Origin of the sequence: Pseudomonas sp. PDM10 (assembly GCF_014852295.1) — a bacterium.
GTDB lineage: Bacteria > Pseudomonadota > Gammaproteobacteria > Pseudomonadales > Pseudomonadaceae > Aquipseudomonas.
This window is the reverse complement of sequence record NZ_JACVBJ010000001.1, coordinates 1,275,150-1,295,447: the sequence shown is the minus strand read 5'-3', so window position 1 is coordinate 1,295,447 and position 20,298 is coordinate 1,275,150. Positions and strand designations below refer to the sequence as shown.

General features: G+C 54.9%; 23 protein-coding genes, 1 tRNA gene and 2 pseudogenes. 10 read left to right on the top strand and 16 right to left on the bottom strand.

Annotated elements, in window-relative coordinates; all coding sequences use genetic code 11:
- Positions 1–78: 78 nt before the first annotated feature.
- The 7 genes and pseudogenes from IB252_RS06205 to IB252_RS06175 all read left to right on the top strand — a co-directional run.
- Positions 79–435: pseudogene (locus IB252_RS06205) on the top strand (integrase); the annotation flags it as partial.
- Positions 436–1,019: 584 nt separating this feature from the next.
- On the top strand, positions 1,020–1,298 hold the full coding sequence (locus IB252_RS06200; RefSeq protein WP_192407475.1) for a hypothetical protein: 279 nt from the start codon (positions 1,020–1,022) through the stop codon (positions 1,296–1,298).
- 829 nt (positions 1,299–2,127) lie between these two features.
- The gene (locus tag IB252_RS06195; protein ID WP_192407473.1) at positions 2,128–2,961 is read left to right on the top strand and encodes a hypothetical protein; all 834 of its coding nucleotides are present in this window, start codon (positions 2,128–2,130) and stop codon (positions 2,959–2,961) included.
- Positions 2,962–4,356: 1,395 nt separating this feature from the next.
- Complete coding sequence (locus tag IB252_RS06190; RefSeq protein ID WP_192407471.1) at positions 4,357–4,731, top strand: hypothetical protein; 375 nt, start codon at positions 4,357–4,359, stop codon at positions 4,729–4,731.
- A gap of 15 nt (positions 4,732–4,746) precedes the next feature.
- Complete coding sequence (locus IB252_RS06185; RefSeq protein ID WP_192407469.1) at positions 4,747–5,268, top strand: hypothetical protein; 522 nt, start codon at positions 4,747–4,749, stop codon at positions 5,266–5,268.
- On the top strand, positions 5,265–5,465 hold the full coding sequence (locus IB252_RS06180) for a hypothetical protein (RefSeq protein WP_192407467.1): 201 nt from the start codon (positions 5,265–5,267) through the stop codon (positions 5,463–5,465). The genes IB252_RS06185 and IB252_RS06180 overlap by 4 nt, the downstream gene beginning before the upstream one ends.
- A gap of 664 nt (positions 5,466–6,129) precedes the next feature.
- The gene (locus tag IB252_RS06175; RefSeq protein ID WP_192407465.1) at positions 6,130–6,843 is read left to right on the top strand and encodes a recombinase family protein; all 714 of its coding nucleotides are present in this window, start codon (positions 6,130–6,132) and stop codon (positions 6,841–6,843) included.
- A gap of 369 nt (positions 6,844–7,212) precedes the next feature.
- Here the strand turns inward: IB252_RS06175 and IB252_RS06170 are convergent, their stop codons facing one another.
- Positions 7,213–8,358: a PIN domain-containing protein gene (locus IB252_RS06170; RefSeq protein ID WP_192407463.1), complete on the bottom strand. Its 1,146-nt coding sequence runs from the start codon at positions 8,356–8,358 to the stop codon at positions 7,213–7,215.
- 362 nt (positions 8,359–8,720) lie between these two features.
- Between IB252_RS06170 and IB252_RS06165 the strand changes: the two genes are divergently transcribed.
- Positions 8,721–8,936 carry a hypothetical protein gene (locus IB252_RS06165; protein WP_192407461.1) on the top strand — a complete coding sequence of 72 codons (216 nt, stop codon included), beginning with the start codon at positions 8,721–8,723 and terminating at the stop codon, positions 8,934–8,936.
- Positions 8,937–9,126: 190 nt separating this feature from the next.
- Here the strand turns inward: IB252_RS06165 and IB252_RS06160 are convergent, their stop codons facing one another.
- From IB252_RS06160 to IB252_RS06145, 4 genes are all read right to left on the bottom strand, one after another.
- Positions 9,127–9,456, bottom strand: a complete 330-nt coding sequence (locus IB252_RS06160; RefSeq protein ID WP_192407459.1) for a hypothetical protein — start codon at positions 9,454–9,456, stop codon at positions 9,127–9,129.
- Between the two features lie 23 nt (positions 9,457–9,479).
- A complete protein-coding gene (locus IB252_RS30080; RefSeq protein ID WP_225607280.1) occupies positions 9,480–9,911 on the bottom strand; it encodes a hypothetical protein in 432 nt (143 codons plus the stop codon).
- Between the two features lie 80 nt (positions 9,912–9,991).
- Positions 9,992–10,303 (bottom strand): hypothetical protein, encoded by a 312-nt coding sequence (locus IB252_RS06150; protein WP_192407457.1) that lies wholly within the window; start codon positions 10,301–10,303, stop codon positions 9,992–9,994.
- Positions 10,304–10,548: 245 nt separating this feature from the next.
- A tRNA-Ser gene (locus tag IB252_RS06145) sits at positions 10,549–10,674 on the bottom strand.
- Positions 10,675–10,797: 123 nt separating this feature from the next.
- Here IB252_RS06145 and IB252_RS06140 point away from each other — a divergent pair.
- Positions 10,798–11,007 carry a hypothetical protein gene (locus IB252_RS06140; RefSeq protein ID WP_192407455.1) on the top strand — a complete coding sequence of 70 codons (210 nt, stop codon included), beginning with the start codon at positions 10,798–10,800 and terminating at the stop codon, positions 11,005–11,007.
- Between the two features lie 80 nt (positions 11,008–11,087).
- Positions 11,088–11,438 (top strand): hypothetical protein, encoded by a 351-nt coding sequence (locus IB252_RS06135; RefSeq protein WP_192407453.1) that lies wholly within the window; start codon positions 11,088–11,090, stop codon positions 11,436–11,438.
- Between the two features lie 3 nt (positions 11,439–11,441).
- Here the strand turns inward: IB252_RS06135 and IB252_RS06130 are convergent, their stop codons facing one another.
- The 11 genes and pseudogenes from IB252_RS06130 to IB252_RS06085 form a co-directional block, all read right to left on the bottom strand.
- Positions 11,442–11,702 carry a hypothetical protein gene (locus IB252_RS06130; protein ID WP_192407452.1) on the bottom strand — a complete coding sequence of 87 codons (261 nt, stop codon included), beginning with the start codon at positions 11,700–11,702 and terminating at the stop codon, positions 11,442–11,444.
- 67 nt (positions 11,703–11,769) lie between these two features.
- Positions 11,770–11,943, bottom strand: a pseudogene (locus IB252_RS30535) (lysis protein); the annotation flags it as partial.
- Complete coding sequence (locus IB252_RS06125) at positions 11,906–12,331, bottom strand: cell wall hydrolase (RefSeq protein WP_192407450.1); 426 nt, start codon at positions 12,329–12,331, stop codon at positions 11,906–11,908. The gene IB252_RS06125 and the pseudogene IB252_RS30535, both read right to left, overlap by 38 nt.
- A gap of 63 nt (positions 12,332–12,394) precedes the next feature.
- The gene (locus IB252_RS06120; protein WP_192407448.1) at positions 12,395–12,760 is read right to left on the bottom strand and encodes a phage tail protein; all 366 of its coding nucleotides are present in this window, start codon (positions 12,758–12,760) and stop codon (positions 12,395–12,397) included.
- Complete coding sequence (locus IB252_RS06115) at positions 12,757–13,092, bottom strand: hypothetical protein (RefSeq protein WP_192407446.1); 336 nt, start codon at positions 13,090–13,092, stop codon at positions 12,757–12,759. Before IB252_RS06115 ends, IB252_RS06120 begins: the two co-directional genes overlap by 4 nt.
- A complete protein-coding gene (locus IB252_RS30075; RefSeq protein ID WP_225607279.1) occupies positions 13,092–14,213 on the bottom strand; it encodes a phage tail protein in 1,122 nt (373 codons plus the stop codon). Before IB252_RS30075 ends, IB252_RS06115 begins: the two co-directional genes overlap by 1 nt.
- A gap of 38 nt (positions 14,214–14,251) precedes the next feature.
- Positions 14,252–14,911 carry a hypothetical protein gene (locus tag IB252_RS06105; RefSeq protein WP_192407444.1) on the bottom strand — a complete coding sequence of 220 codons (660 nt, stop codon included), beginning with the start codon at positions 14,909–14,911 and terminating at the stop codon, positions 14,252–14,254.
- A complete protein-coding gene (locus tag IB252_RS06100) occupies positions 14,908–15,216 on the bottom strand; it encodes a hypothetical protein (protein WP_225607278.1) in 309 nt (102 codons plus the stop codon). The genes IB252_RS06105 and IB252_RS06100 overlap by 4 nt, the downstream gene beginning before the upstream one ends.
- A 51-nt stretch (positions 15,217–15,267) precedes the next feature.
- Positions 15,268–18,870, bottom strand: a complete 3,603-nt coding sequence (locus tag IB252_RS06095) for a phage tail protein (protein WP_192407440.1) — start codon at positions 18,868–18,870, stop codon at positions 15,268–15,270.
- Positions 18,871–18,929: 59 nt separating this feature from the next.
- Positions 18,930–19,517: a tail assembly protein gene (locus tag IB252_RS06090; RefSeq protein WP_192407438.1), complete on the bottom strand. Its 588-nt coding sequence runs from the start codon at positions 19,515–19,517 to the stop codon at positions 18,930–18,932.
- Positions 19,514–20,296 (bottom strand): C40 family peptidase, encoded by a 783-nt coding sequence (locus IB252_RS06085; protein ID WP_192407436.1) that lies wholly within the window; start codon positions 20,294–20,296, stop codon positions 19,514–19,516. The genes IB252_RS06090 and IB252_RS06085 overlap by 4 nt, the downstream gene beginning before the upstream one ends.
- Positions 20,297–20,298 lie beyond the last annotated feature (2 nt).

Sequence of the window (20,298 nt, the reverse complement as noted above, 5' to 3'; positions counted from 1 at the left end):
GACGCGGTCCAGATCAATTGAGGCTAAGATCCTGGCCACTTGCTCGTAGACCTCCGGCCTGACACAGGATGCCCTCACCAACAGGGCATCCCGTGCATCCGCATCGATGACAATCGTGAAAGCCAGAACCTTAAGAATGCCAGCAGTCGACGCATGCTGCCCTTGCACCATGCCTTGATCGAACTTGGGTTGTTGCTCCACGTCGAGTCACTCAGAACCACAGGAGCAAATCGCCTGTTTCCAGAACTGGAAGCTGTGCGGGGGAAGCTTGGTCGGGCACCGTCGAAGTGGTTCGGTCTGCGAGATGCCGGGGTGCAGGACTCGCTCATTAAGCGGATAGCAGGACACAAGGATGGCGCGGTGACTTTCAGCATTTATGGAAGCCGCAGTCCACTCAAGGCGATGGCAGAGGCCATGTCTCAAATCAAGTTGTAATTGACGGTATTACCGGCAGGACAAAAAAAAAGGGGGGGGCGCTATTGCCTCAACGATGTCCACAAGGCTGCCGGTGACATCGGCCGCCAGCGCCCGTCGAAGTGGTTGCCCCCGAATCAGTCAAACGACTTAGTGGAAGAGTTAATAGCCCATAATCGGGCTCTTAAGCCGTTCTATATCCGCAAGGGCAGCGGCATCACCGCCAAGCAAGATACAGACGGCCGTATACGATCAGATGGTAAAACTTATTGCTGAGCTAAATGCGGGAAATCACGCATTTGAATCCTTGGTAGCCAAGCGTGGCCGCACGGGGGGGACCGTAACGACAGGGCTCAGGATTCGATTGAAAATCTAATTCCGGGAATCCCCGGAGTTATCGACAAGCATGGTCGCCACGATGGTAGGCAGGGAGAAAGGCACAAGCTCGACTTGTGGGTTGGTTTTGCCTTCACCCGAGTCCTAGTGATGAGGTCGAAAAGGCAGGATAACCTGCCTTTAACATCATGACATCGCAGCCTGGCCACCAAGGATGCCCAAGCACTGATTCGGCGGGTCGAAATTCAATTGATGGGAAGTCCGTCAATATGGCTTCCGGTCAAGGGACCCGTTTCGACTGTGCTTCGGTGATTCAAGAACTAAATGTGGGAAATCCCACAGTTACCGCCCTGATTTCCGAGGTTGAAAAGGGCGGAAATCCGCCTATTAGCGTGACGCTTGGACGACACGGCGGAACCTACGTCGCCAAGGAACTGGAGGCGGAGAAGGGCAAGCCAGCCTTCGCACCTGAAGATCATCGTCGATTGGATCGGGGGGATGTAATTCAAGGTGTCGCATTGCGAGCGCTTCGAAATTCGAGCGGCTAAATGAGTGGGCGGTAATTAGTTCTCCACCAATGGTGGAAAAGTCGACTCAACCCAGGCTCTGGTGTCCGACCTAAAGGTAGAAAATCCTACTCTTAGACCGATTGTGGCCAAAGCCGGTCGCCACGGTGGCACCTTTGCCGTTAAAGAGCCGGTCTACGCATATGCGATGAGGATGCGGAACGGCTCTGCCTTGGATATGCGAACCTGACCAACTTCGTGCCCACCAGCATTCAATTATCCAACTCACTACAGCATCAGCAGTAGACAATTGTTACTAGCAAGAAAAGAACACTAAAACTTAAAGCGGACGACTTAAGCAGAACACCAACTTCACTAACAAGACTATTACATATAATAGCTACAGCACTGGAAAACTACTGAAAGTTGTTCAGCGACCATTAAAGGAAACTTCACTATAACGTGCAACTACAACAACCCTCCTTAAGCACTTGCACGACCCTCTGGAGGACTGCAACCACAAAACCAAGCCAGAGGTACGGCATAGCGAGAAGAACGCTTTAATGGGGCTTGTACGTTCTTCTGAGAGTGTGACGGCTAAAGTTTAGATTTACCCTACAATGTAGTCATAATTATTATCTTGACGGCCAATTCCAAAGTGTTACTATCCGTACACCCAGCCACAGAGGCTGGCACCCGCAACACCTCCCCTACCTGACAACTACCTCGCATGTTCAAGCCAATAGGCCGCTGAGCAGAGCGAGTTTCGTGCTGTCTGCAATAAGGGTCACGCGTTCCTAACTGACAATAGCCGGAACACACCGAGGGATTGCCCATGAATTGAAGAACCATTACTTGAGTGAAGAGCAACATGACGAACGACACCACATCTACTGTTACTGCAACCACCACCGCAGAACAGGCCGCAATCGAACTTCGCAAGAGCGGTGCGACTTACGACCAGATCAGAGACGCTACCGGGCTTAATGATCGGCAGATTAAAGAGTTGGTAAAGGGAGTTCCCAAGCCCTTAAAGACACGACAACCCGTATCGAAGATTGAAACACCGTTTGCCAAGTCCATTGAACGAGTGTTTCCACTCGCGAGCCGCAAGCATGGCATCCGCGACTATGAACTGCGGAGCATTCTTCATCAGGAATACGGCAGCAAATGGAACACCTCGACAGGCCGCTATGAAAGCAACTACACCTCCGACCACATTAAACGGGTAAAGGCCAAGGTGCGAAAGCAAGCCGCTGAGTCTGACTGTAACGCGTTGTTCCTGACGGACTGGATCGATGAATACAACCCACGGGCCAGCAGTGATTTCCTGATCAATGCCGCCTCCGACCTGATGAACAGGCTTGATGAGTACGTGACTGAGTACATCGCGTCACATGGAACGATGCAGGAGGTTGACAGCCAGGAAGGCGTACTTGCCCGGACGAAACAACGCTACGCAGTGCGGCAGTATCTGCTCAAGCTGGCAGTAAAACGCTACGGTGAAGAACCACTGGAAAAGCTGTTAGAGAGAACGGCTACCCTCGTTGGTGAGCTTGAAGGAACCCCCGATATTGAGGCCGCCGAGGACGCTCACCGCCGAGGAACCGGGGAATCAACCGAGGCAATCAAGTACTACCCCGAGCCATCCAGGCATGACGCGTTCCTTGACTTCGTGCAGGCACAGGGATGGACACGACGCTGACCAACGGAGCACAGACGAGAACAGCTCTCATTTGTCCGAGAATTGAAGTTCGCGCCCACCATACTAAGTGTACGGCAGATGTCGGACACGCAACTGTAAAGGTTAGGTTCAACTGTAGAAGCTTATTACTTATGGCGTTTACGCCAAGAGCATAAACCTGTGCCCCCAGGCTCGGATGATAACTCTATAGGGGTTAAAGGGGAGATGGGGCGGACAGCCCTCCCCGCTTTGCTTTTGCTCTCAACCTTGCGTAATAACTTGTGGCGTGAGCCACGATTGAGCAACCCAAGAGGAATAATAAGTCCGTGCCTGTGGGCACCAGTACTTCCTGCACAATTCAGAGCAAGAGCAAGAGCAAGAGCAAGAGCAAGAGCAACAGCAACAGCGGGAGGGGGTCACCCCCTATCCTCCCTTCTTGAACCTCTACAGTTATTAACTAACCATATTACTTAAGAGAGAATTACTGCGTGACGTAAACGTCACAACTAACTTGGCAAGACAATAACTCTATCTGTAGGGTGGAGTGGTGCTGCACCACCCTGCTCTTCGCTTGTAACATGCCGAGAGGCATAAGTTGTTTCTCGTGGCGACAACGCCACATATTACCCCTGTTTAAGTTTACTCAACCGGGCGTAATCCACGGTATCCTTATCTACCACCGAGGCAATCAAGTGCGAACCAAAGGGCCAAGGAAACAGCGGAGCAAGTGGAATCAACAGGAAACAGAAACCACCCACAAGAGCGAAAGAAAAGCAACTAATTTAGTATGAAGGTATTGACTTCTGCAGTTATTGTGGTAATATAAAACAGTGGCAGAAACAACTTAAATCCCTCCTCGATACACCTTCGAAAACATCCCGCCTGCAACAACTTAGTAAGGACTATTCCTTTCCTTGCTGAGTTACCTTGTACTGTTTCCGATCCAGTGCAGAATGATCGGTGTTTCATTGGAAGATAGTTGTACAGGATGGGCTTAGACTTTTCGAGATTTCAAAAGCCTTCAATGTAATGCCTAGGCCAGAGGTGCAACGAACTGGTCACTAATTCGCTCTGCAATAGAGCAAATACCGCACTTACCCATAACGAGTGCAACACACTAGCAATACCCACCGCCCGCAACCTCAATCCCGAGGAACGGGTTTTTTCGTCTTGAATAATGATCAACATACATTCAGAGGTAATATCTATGAAACAACGCCGTCCGCTTCGAAAACACTGTTGCGAGTCTTGCAGCCGCAACTTCTTTAGCCGTTCTAACCTTTCTCGCTTCTGTTCGGTTCAATGCCAAGTTCGCACGTGGAGAGCCAACAACAAGTTTACTATTGAACAACTCGAGCTGCAGTTTATCGCCCAGGAGCTGGAGAACACCAGCCAACCAAAACAGCAGGCCGTTTGATGAATAACACAACAGTCTGGCTTGAAATAGACAAGACCAACCAAGCGGTGCTCTCGTACTTCCTCGAACAACCAACTACATCGTCCGACAAGGTTGATTATGTCGAGGCTACGGGTGAAGAACTGATCTTCTTGAACGCCTTGGAAGACGCAATCTTTGCCCCCGGCATGGTGGCAACATTGGGAGACCTAGAAGCCCACCGGACACGGGTAGCGGCAGCAAAGCAGGCCAAGGTTGCCCTAGCCATTGGGGCCGCTTCTAAAGGCTCTCAGCAGCCCGTAAATAGCGCCAGCAAGCCCAACTCAAAGACCAACATTAAAAGCACCAAGGAACGCTTTATCGCGGCCTTGAAACAACATCGTTCAAACAAGTAACTCAAGGAAACCATTATGACCACCAAAAACATTGAATACGGCGTTACAGTCGCCGAAGTCTTCCCGCACAATGATGTAGAGTTGCAGGAACTGATTAATAAGCGAACGACTCGCTATAACAATAACTCCGAAGGGCTGTTTTATAAGGACATGGGTGCCCATATCGACTGGGTAAAACATGCACCTGTAGAAGTCTCCCTAATCGAACTTCAGGACGTTCTAAAAGAAGGATTTACTATCGTCAAGGTAGTTACAGAACTACTCTATTTCAAAGCCATCTTACGCAAACCGGATGAGGTTATTGCTGCCGAACTTCCTAAGGTGGCAGAACTGGCTCGAGAAGAGTACGAGCTGGAACGGTACGAGCGTAACCGCGTAGAGACTGCCAGATTGGTGGCTATCAACGTAGAACGCAGTGAACGAGCAGCCGCAGAAGCAGCCGCCAAAGCCGCCACCAAGCGCCAAGTGTCCGAGGAACAGAAAGCCCTGGCTGACCTGCTGAAATCCCACTCCCAGCACGCAGAGCCAGCAGCTTGAGCGACCAGACTTCAAGCCCCACGAAGGCGCTGGGCGTGAGGTTTACGCCCGAGGACTTCAACACCCTTTCGTACCATGCACGCCGCCACCAGCTCCCCATCCGGGAGTTCATCGAACACATGGCACGCAGTTACGTGACCGCGATGCAGCAGCAGGAAGAACGGGTTCAGGCGAGCAAGAAACGGGGTGATCAATAAACATCTACTGGCAGACTTAAAGAGGGAATAGGAGCGAATAGGAACTATGTGAGAACAATTCTCACATCTATTGCCTACAGGTGGGCATTACAGCCTCCCAGCGACAGTAGATCGCGTTAGGGCCAATGTTTACGGGCACCAGGGTTTAGCCGATTGCCCCACACACGCGGCTTTCCCACCGTCACGCCAGATTTCCTCACACCACCCTGATTACACCACCAGGAATTGCCAGACCTGCGCTACAGCGGGGTGTGTGGGCGCCAAGGGGCTGTACCAACCCCTTGACCCACCCACCGCAGTCAGTCGTCCCGCTGGTCCCTCATGTGTTCCCAGACCGCCCGCAGAGTCTCAAGCAATACCGCCCTGAGTACCCATAACGCTTTGAAGAGTTGTCGCATGGTTGATTCCTTTTCCGGTGACACCCCTGCCCGGATCTTAAGCGGTCGGGTACCGGGTTCAAAGTCACGCCATGTGGATAGGGCTACCTCTGGTTGCGAACGCCTATAAGGGGATCTGGTGCGGCAATCCGACGAGCGGTCTACGAAGCCACCTTGCAGAGGCATCCAGTTCAACCAACAACCCCCAAAAAAGAGACCTTAACAAATCGTTGTCGAACGTCTACAAAGTGTTAAGATAGGTCAACTCCAGATAGCGAGGCGAGAACATGAAGCAGGTCGTGGCTTACGCAAGGATGAGTACAGACGATCAGTGCCTGTCGGTAGCTGGTCAGTTCGCCGCTATCCAGATCGCCGCTGAGACACACGGCTGGCAGATCGTCGCCCAGTTCACGGATCAGGGCGTGTCAGGTTCCATCGACCCGCAGGAGCGACAACAGTGCCGCCTAGCTCTGGCGATGGCTAAAGGGCTGGATTGCCCGGTGGTCGTACACCGTGTTGACCGCCTGACCCGTGACCACGCCCACTTCGCTGTTCTCCAGAAGAAATACACCATCGTCGAAGCCGAGGACGTTCATGGCAGTCGCCTCGTCCGCAACATCAAGTCGCTGCTGGCTGAAGAAGAGCTGGTCAAGATTCGCCAACGTACCAAGGATGGTCTGGCCGAGTTGAAAGCCCTCGCCGCCACTGGCGATACCGAGGCACAAGCGAAGATCGCTCGTCGTGACGCTGGCCGGGCGAAGGCTTGGGAAGTAGGCAACGATGCCGCACTGGAGGCGAAGAAGCAGAACGCTGATAACCGTGCGGACGCAATCGCTCATCACATCAAGGCGTGCCTGTACGACGGTTGTACGTCCTTTGCCAGCATTGCCCAGTGTCTCAACGCTAAGGGCGTCAGCACGGCCAAAGGAAAGACATTCCAGCCAATGACTGTATCCCGCCTGATGGCTCGCCTTGGACTGTCGCTAAACGCCAAGGCGTAGTACAAGCAGGCGCCAACCGAGTAAGCATCCCAGCAAGCTCCTAGAAAGCTGCTTGAGCGACGTTCTCCGGGTGGCCATGCACCCACTTGATATTTCTAGAAAGCGCTGTAGCCCAGCACACGCCGATGTTACGAGGGGTTTAAGCAAGCACCACATTCGACAGGATTTCCCCGCCCCCCCGGACCTCCCTAGCGATATTTTTGGCCACAGATTCACGGGCAATACTCGACCGGGGCAAGTGTCGAGTCTGAAAAGTTTTGGGTATCAGCAGCCTTCAAGAAGCGGTCTACGACCGTCAGAAAACGGCCAATAGTGGATGCCCCTAGCACCCGCTAATTTATTAGCGATTCATTGTCAGGCATTCCGAGTTCAATCGCCGAAGTCTGGGTCCACGTCCATCGGGGCGCATTCATACTCCCCATTAGCAATTTCGATTTCGATATCCCAATCCTCTGGCTGGGAATCTTCTTCGACCCCGGAACATGTGAAGTACACCTGAACCTCAAGGCTACTGTCCGAAGGTACGACATCTGATCCAATTGAAACTTCTTCCCGATCGATAGAATCCCAAGCAAAAAACTCTACATTTATGGATAGCAAGACATTTACGGTTATGCCCAATTCAATGACCCAGGTTTTCTTGTCATCACTAATCGACCAAACTCCAGCTGAGTCGATTGTGTATTGTTCAAGTTTCGTGTCGTAGACGTCGGCTTCGACTCGCGAAACCGAGCCACTGACTACATCAGATGCACTCCATGATGAATTACTTAAGTGTTCAACAAGAGCATCATGAAGATTATCTCTGAGAGATGATTTCTCGCTTTTAACAGATTCAATAACCTTTTGCTCGATGGCTTTTGCATAGTCATCTGTGGCGACGAAAAGAGTAGCCAAGTCATCGATGGATCTCACGCAGTAGAGATAGTCCGAGCTGTCTGCAAAGCTGCTCCACCCTCCGTCACCTGACGCGATTAACCCCATGGTTCCGTTGAGTCTTGCGTAATCCTCTAGCATAAGTAGCGAGGCCGCATCGGGAAACTCAGCCTTCTTATCCTTACGCTCAGCAAACGGGGGGGATGAATCGAAATAAAGATTAAATATTCTTTGTGTTAGCAACTGCCCATCGATCGGCAAAATCGTACCTTGGCAGCTAGTTACATAATCTGTAATTTGCTGATAGAAGTGGTTCGATGCACTGGCCTCGACTGCAAGCTTATCGAAGTTAGCATCTATATCACCCATAGCAATAGACGCCAATCGCTTAAGGTCATTGGAAGAACTTTTAAAGTAATCAATCGCTTTGGTAATGCCTGCCATGCGATGCGAAACTATTTCCTGAGCTACAACTTCAGACAGATGCAGCCCCATCGTGTCAGGGAGCTGTTTTGGAAGTTGCTTAAGTGCTCCGCCGTCGAAGTTGTATCCCGCTGACTGGATGAGATCCGTGTCCAAAGAGAAGAAAGATACTTCACCTTGCCAGAGCTGCGCTGCTGTCGGGTTACCTTTGGGCATATAACTGTCCTTGTAAGTCATCGTCAGGTGGGCGCAACAGCTACAGGCGCCATTATGGCTTGCAGCATGGCGATGTGCCTGAGTGCTAGTCAAGGATCGGATTCCAAAATCTTCATTGTCATTTACGATCCTGGGCCTAGTGCGCAGTCATCGCACGGAATACGGTAGCGTGTCCTAGGCAGGGCTCCGTCCAGGGGACGTCTTCGGCCGGTCATGATCAAGAAGCGTGCTGGCCGAGTCCAATCCAAAGGACTGGTAAGGTCGAATGCAAACAATGTGGCAGGCCTGTGCAATTACCTCCCTGGCCCAGCCAGCAGCGATATGGGCTAGGATTCTCGCACCATCACTCAAGGAAGATAGCCATGTCAGCTAACTCAGAAGTCAACATCGCCACAGCGGACGCACTGACATTGCTGCTACATAACCAGCACGCCATAGGTGCTGCTATAGAAGAGATCACCAAGTGGCTCTCAGAGAACGGTGTAGGGAGTGTCGCCGCTAACGCAACAGCGGCCATAGAAACCCTCGACACGAATGCACAAGCCATCACAGATGCGATTATGCGACTACGCCTTTAATCGCTGACAGCCAGAGAGCAGCAACCTACAATCTGTCCTGCTCGCCCGGCGTGGACAGTGCCCGTCTTCGCTGGATGCAGTACACCACGCTGGGTGAGTCCCATCATTATTTATCCAGCCTGAATCTGGATCGCCTCAAGAGTTGCACTGTTCTCGCGGCGGGCATGGATTCCGTGGAAAACGGTCTTGGTCACTGCTTCTGTTTGCTGTGAAGCTCGACCATCAGGGCTACTGAGGCATCGTTGAACAGGTCTAGCGGGTGTGTTTGGCAGTAGTTACGTATCCAGAGAAGCCGACCTTCGTTGTCAGTTCCTTCGAAGTAGTCAATTCCGGATTGAGCGCTCGCCATGGTAGCGAACCCGTTGAACCAGAACATGTAAGGTTCTTGAATGCTCTTGGTGTACGAGATGAACGTCCCACAACTTGTCGCCCCCAATCCATAGATCTTGGCTCCTGCCATGGCACTACCGCTTGCCAAAGTCCCTACCAGTGCAGCCGCTGCCATCATCCCTTTCTTCATGCTGACTCTCCGATTCCGTGGTGTTAGTAGCAATCGGTGCTGACTGTCTGGCCGTAAGCCATCGAAGTGCAATGTGTTTGCTTCGGCACCACGTAGGGTTGCGGCGCCGGTTGCTGGTATTGCTGGCTCTGGGTCTTCAGCATCTGCACAACACGCTGACGCCTTTCTTTCTCTGCTTGTGCTAGTTGGTCAGTCGCGGTCTTATCCAGCTGAACACGACAGTTCACGTAGGCATCAGAGCCGGGTGTGGCCCCGTAGGACTGACACTGTGCGTCGTCTTTGGCTGCTTGTAGTTCCTTTGCCGCTGCAAGATTGTTCAGGCTTTCTTGCCGGTTCGCATAGCCCTTGGTGTCAGGGAGGCAGTCGTCCCACGTAATGCCAATCGAGCAATCCACTGGGTGATTGGCACATCCTGCAAGCGCCAATAGTGCAACCCCTGCCATCCATGTCTTCATGGTGAATTCCTTCTGAGTGATCCGGGCATGTTACCGGGTGCCGTGGCTCGCTGCCATCACGTCACTGGTTTGACCTGGGGCTAAGTCTTGTCCTTGGGTGAGTAGTCACCGTAGGCGTACCCCAACGGGGTCTTTCCTTGTTCCCGTTCCCGGCTGTACATGCCCGTCAGCGTCCACTTCAGCCGCTCGTGTTCAATCTTCAGTGCAGCAAGCCCCTTCGTGCAGTCTCGGTACATGACGATCAGTCCGGCGATGTTCTTGTGTGCCCTCCGCAAGTCTCGACGTGTCGTCTCCAGCTCTGCACCCAGCAAATCACAGTGGTGCTTCAGCATTTCCTCGCGTGAGGGGAGGCCCAGTTCAAAGCCGCTGTCATCGATCAAATCGTCTTTCATCACGCACGCACCAAATACTGTGTATACATACAGTACAGATGGAGAAATGGTTGCTCAAGTAGGACATGACAGGTGGTGAGGAGGGTCGAGATATGGAGGGACAGAACCGGACTCTTTAGGCGTTCACATTGCCCAGTGTGAACGAAGCCTATATTTTGTGAACGTTCTGCGTGAATTCAAAGCAACAAAAAAGGGCCCACCTTTCGGTGAGCCCTTCTAGACCGCCCAGCAGAGCGGATTTTGTTTGGTAGGCGCGATTGGACTCGAACCAACGACCCCCACCATGTCAAGGTGACCCCGAAACCCATGCAAGCTGTTGATCCTTAAGGATAAACAGGTTTTTTTGATGGGTGAAAAACCACTACATGCCCCTATAAGAATCAATAACTTAGCGTTGTATATTCCTACAGTAGCCCCCCTTTCCCGGCGTCCTGCCGACTGAACACCAATTCCTTTGCGACTGCTACTCTTTCCTCATCTATAGAGGAATTGCCTTGCCAAATTCAGACCTGCTCCCTTCCCTGCTGTACAAGATCAACGAAAACCAACTCGCCCTCGAAGCCGCCATCATGGAGCTTTCGAATTGGGTAGAGGCCCGCGGTTCGGCTGACGTCGCAGACAACGTCCGCGGCGCCTTGGACACCATCGACAAGAACGAGGAGTTCATCAAGCTGACGCTCGCGGTGTTGATGTCACCGGACTGATGGGACTACTGCTCGTCGCCTCACTCTCGCCCGATCCCGCTCGCCTCTATTACTGTATATCCGAACAGTATAGATAAGGCATGACCGTGGACCCTCTCGACATCGAAGACACCAGCGACTGGCTTGGATGCCCGACCGAACTGGAAACCATCTACCATTACAAACTGATGCTGGAAAACGAAGTCCAGGAATTGAATCTACAACTGCGCAACGCACGGGAAAACATCTTCGGCTTGGTAAAAATGTACGACGAGGCCTCTACACAGCGTGACGAAGCAATGAGCAATCTTCGGGAGCGGTCCGGGCAGCTCGCAAAAGTCCGCAAGGAGCTGTACGACCTCGACATAGCAGCGAGAGGCTACAAGCGGGAAGCTGACCGGCTTCGCGGGATACTCGACGGCATCACTCCCAAGCCGAAAACCATCATTTAAATGTTACTTGTCTCGCTGAACCCTGCAGTTCACGTAGGCATCGCTTCCCGGCTTCGCTCCGTATGATTGGCAAATTGCGTCATCTGTCGCCGTTTTCTCATCTCTAGCGACCGAAAGGTTCTTCAGGCTTTGCTGGCGAACTTCATAGCCCTTTGTTCCAGGTAGGCAGTCATCCCATGCAATAAGTCCAATCGCACAGTCGAGTGGATGGTTTGCGCAACCCGCCAGCACCAGTATGGCCGCAGTTAAAAGCAGAGTTTTCATATTGATGGCCCTCCCCGGCCATACGGGAGTTTGCCACCATCTCGATGAGTAGCGTAAGGCTCACGCCCTAATGCAAGATCTCCCGCACGTAGGCCTGACATGCGGCCAGCGCGATCAGTCCTTGGTCGCCGGCGTCAGTGATTCCGATAATTCGTTGAGCAGTATCAGCAGTAGGACGCCGATCAACCTCCATGGAACCGGCATCACGGCACATCCTTGAAGAAGACGTGGTGCCCGAGATTCAGCGTCTGCTTGGCCTTCGCTGCCCAATCCGGGGCCTTCGGCATAGTGGTCGCGTAATAGTGCGTGGCGCCGCCGGTGGGATCTGGCACTTTACCGGCCAGCACCTGATCAGCGGCAATCTGCGCCTGAGCAAACTCGCGGAACGGGATCGGCTTCGCGCCACTCAGGTAAGCAAAGTTCGGGTCGTCCTTGTTCCAGCAACTGAACTGGTACGGCTTCTGGCACACGCCGGCGTAGCCCTCACCCCACCACGACTTCTGCTTGCCGTCGTTCACGCGGTTGCGGATCGTCCAGGCCACAGCAATCTGGCCAGCCAGGGATTCACCGCGCGCCTCACCCCATAGCGTGCGCGCGAGGATGTCTCGGTCTTTGTCGGTAACTGGCATCACTTTTCTCCAGGCAAAAAAAATCCCGCTCGATGGCGGGTTGCGTTGTGCTGCAGTGGCGCTTCAGATCAGGTCGGCGGCCACAGTTTGGGGGTCTGCCACGATTACCGGCGCCACTGGCTCAACTGGCCAAACCGGCGCGGCGTACCAGGTCGGCTGCACGGTGACTTTCCCCAGTGCGAACTTATAGGTTTTCCAGGCTTTCAGGCTGACCAGCAGCGCGGCCTGCTCGGCCTCGTCTTCCTCGGTAGCCTCACCGACATCGATGCCATAACCAAGCGTGTCGACGCGGTCTTGGATGCGAGCGATCTGCGCCACCGCCTTGGCGTTCTTGGCCGATAGCTCGGCTCGGGCCTCAGCCAGTTGCACGGCTTGGGGGGCGGCGTCCTTCATGGCCTTGGTGATGAGTTGGGACCAGTCGATATTCATTCTTGCTCCTCACTATTTGGCTCGACTGATACTTCTGGGAGCGGCTGCGGAAATTGGACTAGACCATCTGGAACATCAGCCAGGTCGACTGGGTAAGCCTGCTCAGGGCTGTAGTGAGCCGGCAGTGGCAGCATGAGAGTCAATGTAAGCTCTCCTTCCACTTTCGACACATCGCCTGCGAACCACTCGGAGGCAATGGCTTCGCGCGGCAAGGTGTCGCCGTTCGACATCAAAGAGAAGTCAAATGCTTCTCCATTAATTGTCAGAACATCCCCGGCTTTCGTAACGGAAAGCACATTGTCACAACGCACAGGTGAAAGTTTAATAAGCATTAGAACCACCTTCCGGTTGCGATATATCGGCCGAGCACAATCCACTGGGCGGAGGCCCCGTTTTTGTACATTTTATTGAAAAAAGTTGTGGCTTTTGCGTTGGGCGAAATATAACCATAGGTATCGTAAGAAGCTTGCGGCGTCCCGTCCGCGATAACTACGTAAGAGGTATCAATGAAAGCAGATGGGAAGGTGGCTGTTGGGCACGCAGTTATACTATTAGCAGCCACAAGAAAGTCTGCTACTGCGCCTTCACAGATGAGCAGTCCCGATGCAAACTTGGTGTATTTTCCATTGGTATTACTCCCTGCCTCGATAACCTTACCTGTAGGAACGCCGGACGTTTGTGAAACTGTACCGACTGCCCCAGCACCCATAGAGGTAGCGCCTGTACCACCAACGTTAACCGGAACTATACCATCCGCGCCTGACATTGCAACGCGACCCCATGCACCCCAAGTAGAAGCACCTTGCCGTTTACGGAAGAATACAGCAATGGCAGTGCTTCCTTCCTGAAAGGCCAGTTGCGACACTTCATTGTCGTAAATCATTGTCGAAATGGAGTAAGCATTTGCTGTTGGGCAGTTGGTGAATGGCGAAGTTACACGATATACCGCACCACTACCGGTGCAGTTGTTTGCGTCAGTTGCATTTGCAGGTATACCCAGCCCCCATGCACCGGTTTTCAACACACGGTTATTTGTTGTGTCAATTTGAGATGATTGCGGAATCAAGTCCAGCGCCGTTTGTGCGGCCGCCTGTGTGGTACCTCCAGTACCTCCCTTGTTAACTGGCAGAATGTCATAGTTGCCGGTCGTGCCCAGAGCGGCGAGTTTCGTGCCGTATGTGTTGACCAGCGCCCGCAATGCGTCCGCCGAATCCTTGACATAACCCTGCATGGGCGCCAGTGCGTAGACGCCTGCTGCATTGGTCACGCCCTGATAGTTCGGCGAGATCGACAACGCGGTATCGCTGGCAATGTTCGTCACCTCGTACCAACCGCCGTCCGGGCCACGAAAGGCATCGCCGACCCGGCTGTTGGCAATGAATGCGGTACCCGTGCCGATCACGGCATTGGAATTTTGAGTGACAGAGACCGTTCCTGATTTGTACCAGGGCATTGAATATCTCCAGAAAGAAATGTGCGGAGCGGAAGAAGTCAGGCCAGTAATTTGGCGCAGAGGAATGGACGGTGACCTTGGTCAGTCCAGGCAGTTGTGGCGAGGCTGTACATCATGATCCGGCCATTGGCGTAATCGACGCCCAGCGCGCAACCGCCACCCGACGCATTGTTGTGGCAGTTCATGGCGAAAGGGTTCAGGGACACGTACTCGCCTGAGCCGAGCATCTTGTTAATTCCCCAGATATACCGGTGGCCCACGGTCAGCTGCTCGTCTCCGAGGTACGTCCAGTTGCCTGCGGCGAAGGTCACGACAACCGCCGGCGCGCCACTGTCGTAAACAAGTGTCGCACTCTGGTCCCACAACCGCAGTCCATAGGCTGCCGTGCCCATGGACGCCCAGGCGGCCACGAAGTACTGGCCGCTTAACGTTGCGTTGACGTTGGATGCCTTCATGGTGAACCCGGTCCAGTTTCCCGGCCCGCCGGTGAACCACACCGATATCGGCACCTGAATCGCCCCCTGATCCGGGCGGATGAACACTAGCGGCGGGTCTTGGCTTGTGATTGCTCTGGCAAACACCCCGGACGCATTGGTAGTTCCTGAATACGTCCCCTTGGTGAGCATGCAAAGCCTGGGGGCTTCGGCGTCAATCTGAACAAATGCATTGTCGTTGATGCTCTGAAATCCAAAGCTCATGTCGAGTACCTTATCGCGTAGCCCTTGGCGGCAACCGTGGAGCCGATAGTGGAAGCACTTGCGGATGGATTTTTTCTCCTGACAACCACCTGGCCCACCGCCGTCGTGACGAACGGATAGGACTTTTGGTTCCCGCTCCCGTCGGTTTCGGATGACTGCACATCCTGTGCCCTTGTCGGAATGATCATGAACACGCAGTTGGCCGGGTTGAAGCCCGGAATGCTCAGCGTGTAGTCGGGTGCGACTCCACTGAAGTCGATCACGCCCTGCCAGATCACCTGGTAGGTGAAGCTGTTGGTGTCCATGGATAGGCCACCGCTTTCATCAAAAACACGCAGCCCAAATGAAGCCATAGTTCACCCCAGATAACCGAGCCGGACACGCAACACGTTGTTGGCGTCGTAAACCGAGACGTTCAGCGAGTTGATCACCAGCCGCCCCTGACCGGGGACGATGCCGTTGATCTCCAGCGTTCCGTCTTTATTGAGAATCCAGCCTTGCTGGCCGGCGATGTAGTTCGTCGAGCTGATGTAGCTGCCGATCTTGGCGTTGGTGATGGTGCCATCAGCGATAAACGCCGAGTTCATGAACACCTGGCCACCCTGCACCGCAAACGGAACCGAGACGGTGCCGCCCGCGATGGTGTTGACGATGGCGAAGCGATCGGCGCTCACCAGGAACTGGCTTTGCAGGCCGGCGCCGGTGTTCTCGATGCCCAGGCCTACACCGGCAACGATGTACTGCCCAGTCCCTGAGTTGTACTGCATCTTCACAGACCAGGTCGCCGCGACCTTCCCGTTTACATCGTTGATGATGGACGTGTTCTGCTGGATCGCGGTCTGCTGGCCGCCAACCGTCGTACTCAGCTGAATCAGTTGCTGTGCCGTGGCTTGCTGATTGGTGACCACCACTTCTTCGAGCAGGGTAACGTTCGCCGAGTTCTCAGCGACCTGCGCATCCAAGGTCGTCAGTCGGCGAGCCGATGCCTCGGTCTCTGACGCCCTCACCTTTTCTTCTGTCGCGATCGCCGCGGTACTGGTCCAGCCCTTCAGGGCATCCGCCAGATCCCCTTCGCCATTGTCGTCGCGAGATGATGCCCGTAATGCTTGAAACGCGGTCGACTGCGCGGTGACTACGCCGTCAAGCTCAGTGATATCGGCGGTATTGAACGCAACCTGCTGCGCCAGACCATTGGCAGTCTCGATCGACTGACCCACGTCAAGCCAGTAAGTGGTGTTCGGCGGTGGCGTGTTGATTGGCACTTGGACTTTGGCCTGGAATATCCAGCCATCCCCAACCACCATCTGGTCTTTATCGTAAATCACGTCAGGCTTGTAGCCGGTCAGGCCATCGAGCGCATCGATCTGATCTTGAAGGCCGGGGATTAGGTTGATCTTGTCGACGATATCCTGACCGAGTTCCGTCTCGCCAATCTCGCCCGCAATCATTTCCAGAATGGGCGAGGCGTCAGAGCTCGTCTGCCCCATGACCCCGAGCCCGACGGGATAGAACGGACCGATATTGCCGGTACGATCAACCAGGCGCGCCCAGAAGAAGAGCGTCACGCCGGCACGAAGGCCCTGCATTGCGTACTCTTTCTGCGGATAGGCCAGATCCGCAAGCTTTGTGGCAGCCCCCAAGCTGGTCGATGGGCCGTACCATATCTCCGTTCGCTGCGTGTCCTCGGCACCCGGCGGAAATCCCCATTTAAGGCTGATGCCGAACAACAGCGGCGTGGCTATGAGGTGGGTAACAGCTGGTGGAAGCCCAGTCTTGCCGAGCAAATCAGTCAAAACCGAGTTGGTCGGAATGGAGGAGACGTTCATCGCGCTGACGGCGCGCACCCGAGCCAGGTACTGGCCGGAGTAAATCCCTCGAACGTCCACCGCCAACTCACCCGTGCGCGGAACCTTGATCCACTCCCGCGCGCCACAGCGCCATTCAACGTCATACCCTACCGCCCCAGGCGCAGCATCCCAAGCGATCGTCATGTTGGTGACTGCGATGCCCTGCTCGATCACAACGTGTTGGCTGAGCAGTACCCGGGCAGGCGCCTCTTGTGTGCCGACTGGAATTCCGCTGATCGGGCGCGTGTCTACAACAGCGCCGAAGTCGATTGCGTCGAACTTGCTGGGTTCATGCTGGATGACCTCGAGCTGGAACTGATGCCACTCGGGCCGGGTGACATTGCGCACGTAGAACTGCATGACTTTCAGATCGTCGAAGTCGATCACCCAGCCGCACTCAGACTCAGGTACTTCGCTGTAGTCGGCCATGACGGTAACGGCGCGACCGGCAAACGACTTGATGACGCGGCCTTCAGACTTCCCGCTCGGAAGGTTCAACATCAAACGGGCGCCAGTGGGAATGACCAGGTCGCGGTCGAGTGTTATCACCCGGCCGTTCACTGCAGAGATGCGCCCACCATTTGCGCGCCCGGCCAGCATCGGATCGCCAACAGCGATCACTTGGCCAGGCTTGGGGATTTGTCCATCCAGCCCTACGCGAAAGGTACCACCGCGAGTTTGTAGCTGCTCAGTCAGCAACGCCCATTGACCGGCGCGCTGCGCCTGGCCGAGGGAGGTGCATCCAAAAGCATCGACAGCGAGCTCCCGCACCGAGCCCAGTTCACTCAGCGCCTCATCGTCGAATACCGGCTCCTTGTCCGTCTCAAAGCCCTGAGCAGGGTTATCCCACGACACCATGGCGTTGGTGTGCCGATCTCGCCAGCGAGTGCCTTCGTACTGAATGGCGCCGTTGTTGAGGATCTGCGCAGGGCTGTAGCTGAAGGCTGGATCCCCCGGCATATCTGCATTGACGACGATCTGGCTGCCGTCCCAGTAGGCCAGGCCATGGAAGATTGAGGCGAGATCCTGAAGCACGGCATAGGCTTCTGCCTGCTTCTGGAAATAGAGGTTGCAGGTAAAGCGCGGTTCTTGGCCCCCCTTACCGTCCGGCACCATCTGATCGCAGTACTGAGCGATTCGGTACAACGACCAACGATCAACCATCGTCGCGTCAATGCGTTCGCCCAGCCCGTAATACGGGTGCAGCACCAGGTCGTAAAAGACCCAGGCGGGATTGTTGGTGTAAGCCTCTTTGAATGTCCCGTCCCATACGCCGTTGCTCGTGCCGGGACCGCCCGCTGCGTAGGTGCGAGTTTCCGGGTTGTAGTTGGTAGGCACCCGCACAATGCGGCCGCGCATCAATACCGCGATCTTGGCGATATCGCCGCCGAACTGCTGGGCGTCATACTCAATGCAGCCGACCGACGTCAGCGGATACTCCTGATCGCTGTCGACAACCTCGGCAATAGCCTCGACCACCATTGCGTCTTGCACCAGCGAACTGTTCGCTTCAGGGGTCAGGCGCCGGGCTCGGATCGTCCAGCGAGCGCCATCCGGTAATTCAATGCGGTGCGATCGCTCGTATTTGGTGATGTTCTTACGGTCGACAAACGAGGTCAGCACCTGCACATAGGGGCCATTGTCGGTCGAGATATCCACGGCGTAGTCGACGCGTACGCCGTTGATGTTGCCGCTGGAATCTTGGCTCTGAAGCTGCGGCCAGCTGAGGCGCAGACGCACCGCATCGATCATTGCGTTGTTGATGGTGTGCAGCCACGGGGCAGTGGTAAGCAACTCCTGGCCGACGGCAATTTCGTTGCTCGACTCGGAAACACCCTCAAGCCGCGGCTGATTAAGCTCTCCTGATCGGAACTGCCATTTCACACCTGGATAATTGATGGTGCCGTCTTGCGCCTGGATGGGCGTGCCGTCGAGCCGCACAGAGCGCAACCCATCCACAGGCCCTACGATGGGGCCCCAGCTCCACAGGTAAACAATACGAGCGGTGGCGATTGATGGGACGCTGTTCGAAGCAATGCTCGGCTGTTTCTGTTTTGCCTGGCCACCCTTGGCGCCCATCACCGATTGGCGTTTCTTCGCTACTGCGCCCATTCCGGGATCTCCATAAATGCAAAAACCCGCCGAAGCGGGTTATGGGTGTTGCCGAGGAATCAGATGTTGTCTTGCGTGTAGATGCCCCCAGACTCAACGGCGCCGCCGATCTCCCGCTCGCCATACAGCAGCGGGTACGGATTGCCCTGGGCGATGGTGGTTACAGCGCTACCGAAGCCGTAGCTCGGGTTGTTGCCGTCTTCATTTTTATCGCTGGTGTTGGCCTTGGTCGTGGGGGATAGCATTTGCACCACACCACCCAAGCCAACCGCGGCGCCGGCAGCTAACAGGCCCATACCCAACGTCGACGTCGTACCGCCGGTGAACAGGCCCGCAACGACCAATGCCACGCCAAGCAATGTCTGAAACATGCCGGCCTGCTTGCTTCCTTGAATGATCGGCATGATGCGGATCGCACTTGGCCCTGCAGGCTTGAGATCAAGCTCCTGCTCACCGACGTTTTTTTCGTCAATGAACACCGCAAACACTAGTCCGCGTTCTTCGGCGCTGCGAAGGAACTGCTCGAAGCCCGGCTTCATGTTGCACAGCGCACTCATGGCGTCGCGGAAGCCATAGAGGTCGAGCAGGTACTCGCAGCCAAAGCGCTTGCCAAGCACACCGCCCAATTTAATGGTGGTCATCGTCATGGCCTGTAGTCCTTGTGCCTCAAGATCAATTTCACGCGGTTCGCCTGCGACCAGCCGAAGATTTCCCGTCCTGCCAGACGACCCGCCATGTGGTGGTAGATGAAGGGGCCTGAACCGCCCAGCTTTGGTGCAGGCTCGCTGACAAAAGCAGGCTCATCCCCGAGATAAATCGCAGCGTGGTTGGGGTGGAAACATGGCCGGCCAGGTGTTGGGATCTGCAACACCAGCATGTCACCGCGCTGCGCAGTATCAACCTGGTAGAAGCCGGTGGCCTTGAAGTTGTCTTCATAAAGGCTGGGGCCGTCCTCCTCTTCCCACCACAGGTCATGGCGCTCGAAGTTCGGCAGCACCAGTCCTGCCTCCCGGGCATACCAGTCGCGGCAAGCAGCCCAACAGTCCAGAAGGCAGTGGGAAAAGTCGCGGGCCAGTAGCGGCGCTTGGAAACCAGTGGGCTTGAACCATTCGAGCTCGCCACCCGGCCAGCCCACGATCCCCCAAGGCAACTCATGCAATTCGCAGCTGACGCGATCGGCCATGCTCGGCGCCGGCGCCTTGTCCGGGTGACTGTGAATGATCGCCAGCACCTCCCCAAGATCCTCGGCAGCGGCCAAGTCGCGCTCATCGATCTGGAAATTCTCCCGGGCGGTCTTCGCTTTGTTGCCGCACGGGACGTAAACGCGGCCGGACTCAGTGCTGACCAGCACACCGCAAGCCTCTGCCGGGTAGTCGCGCTCGGCATGAGCGCGGATCTCTGCCTGCAATTTCTGATTGATCCGCATGA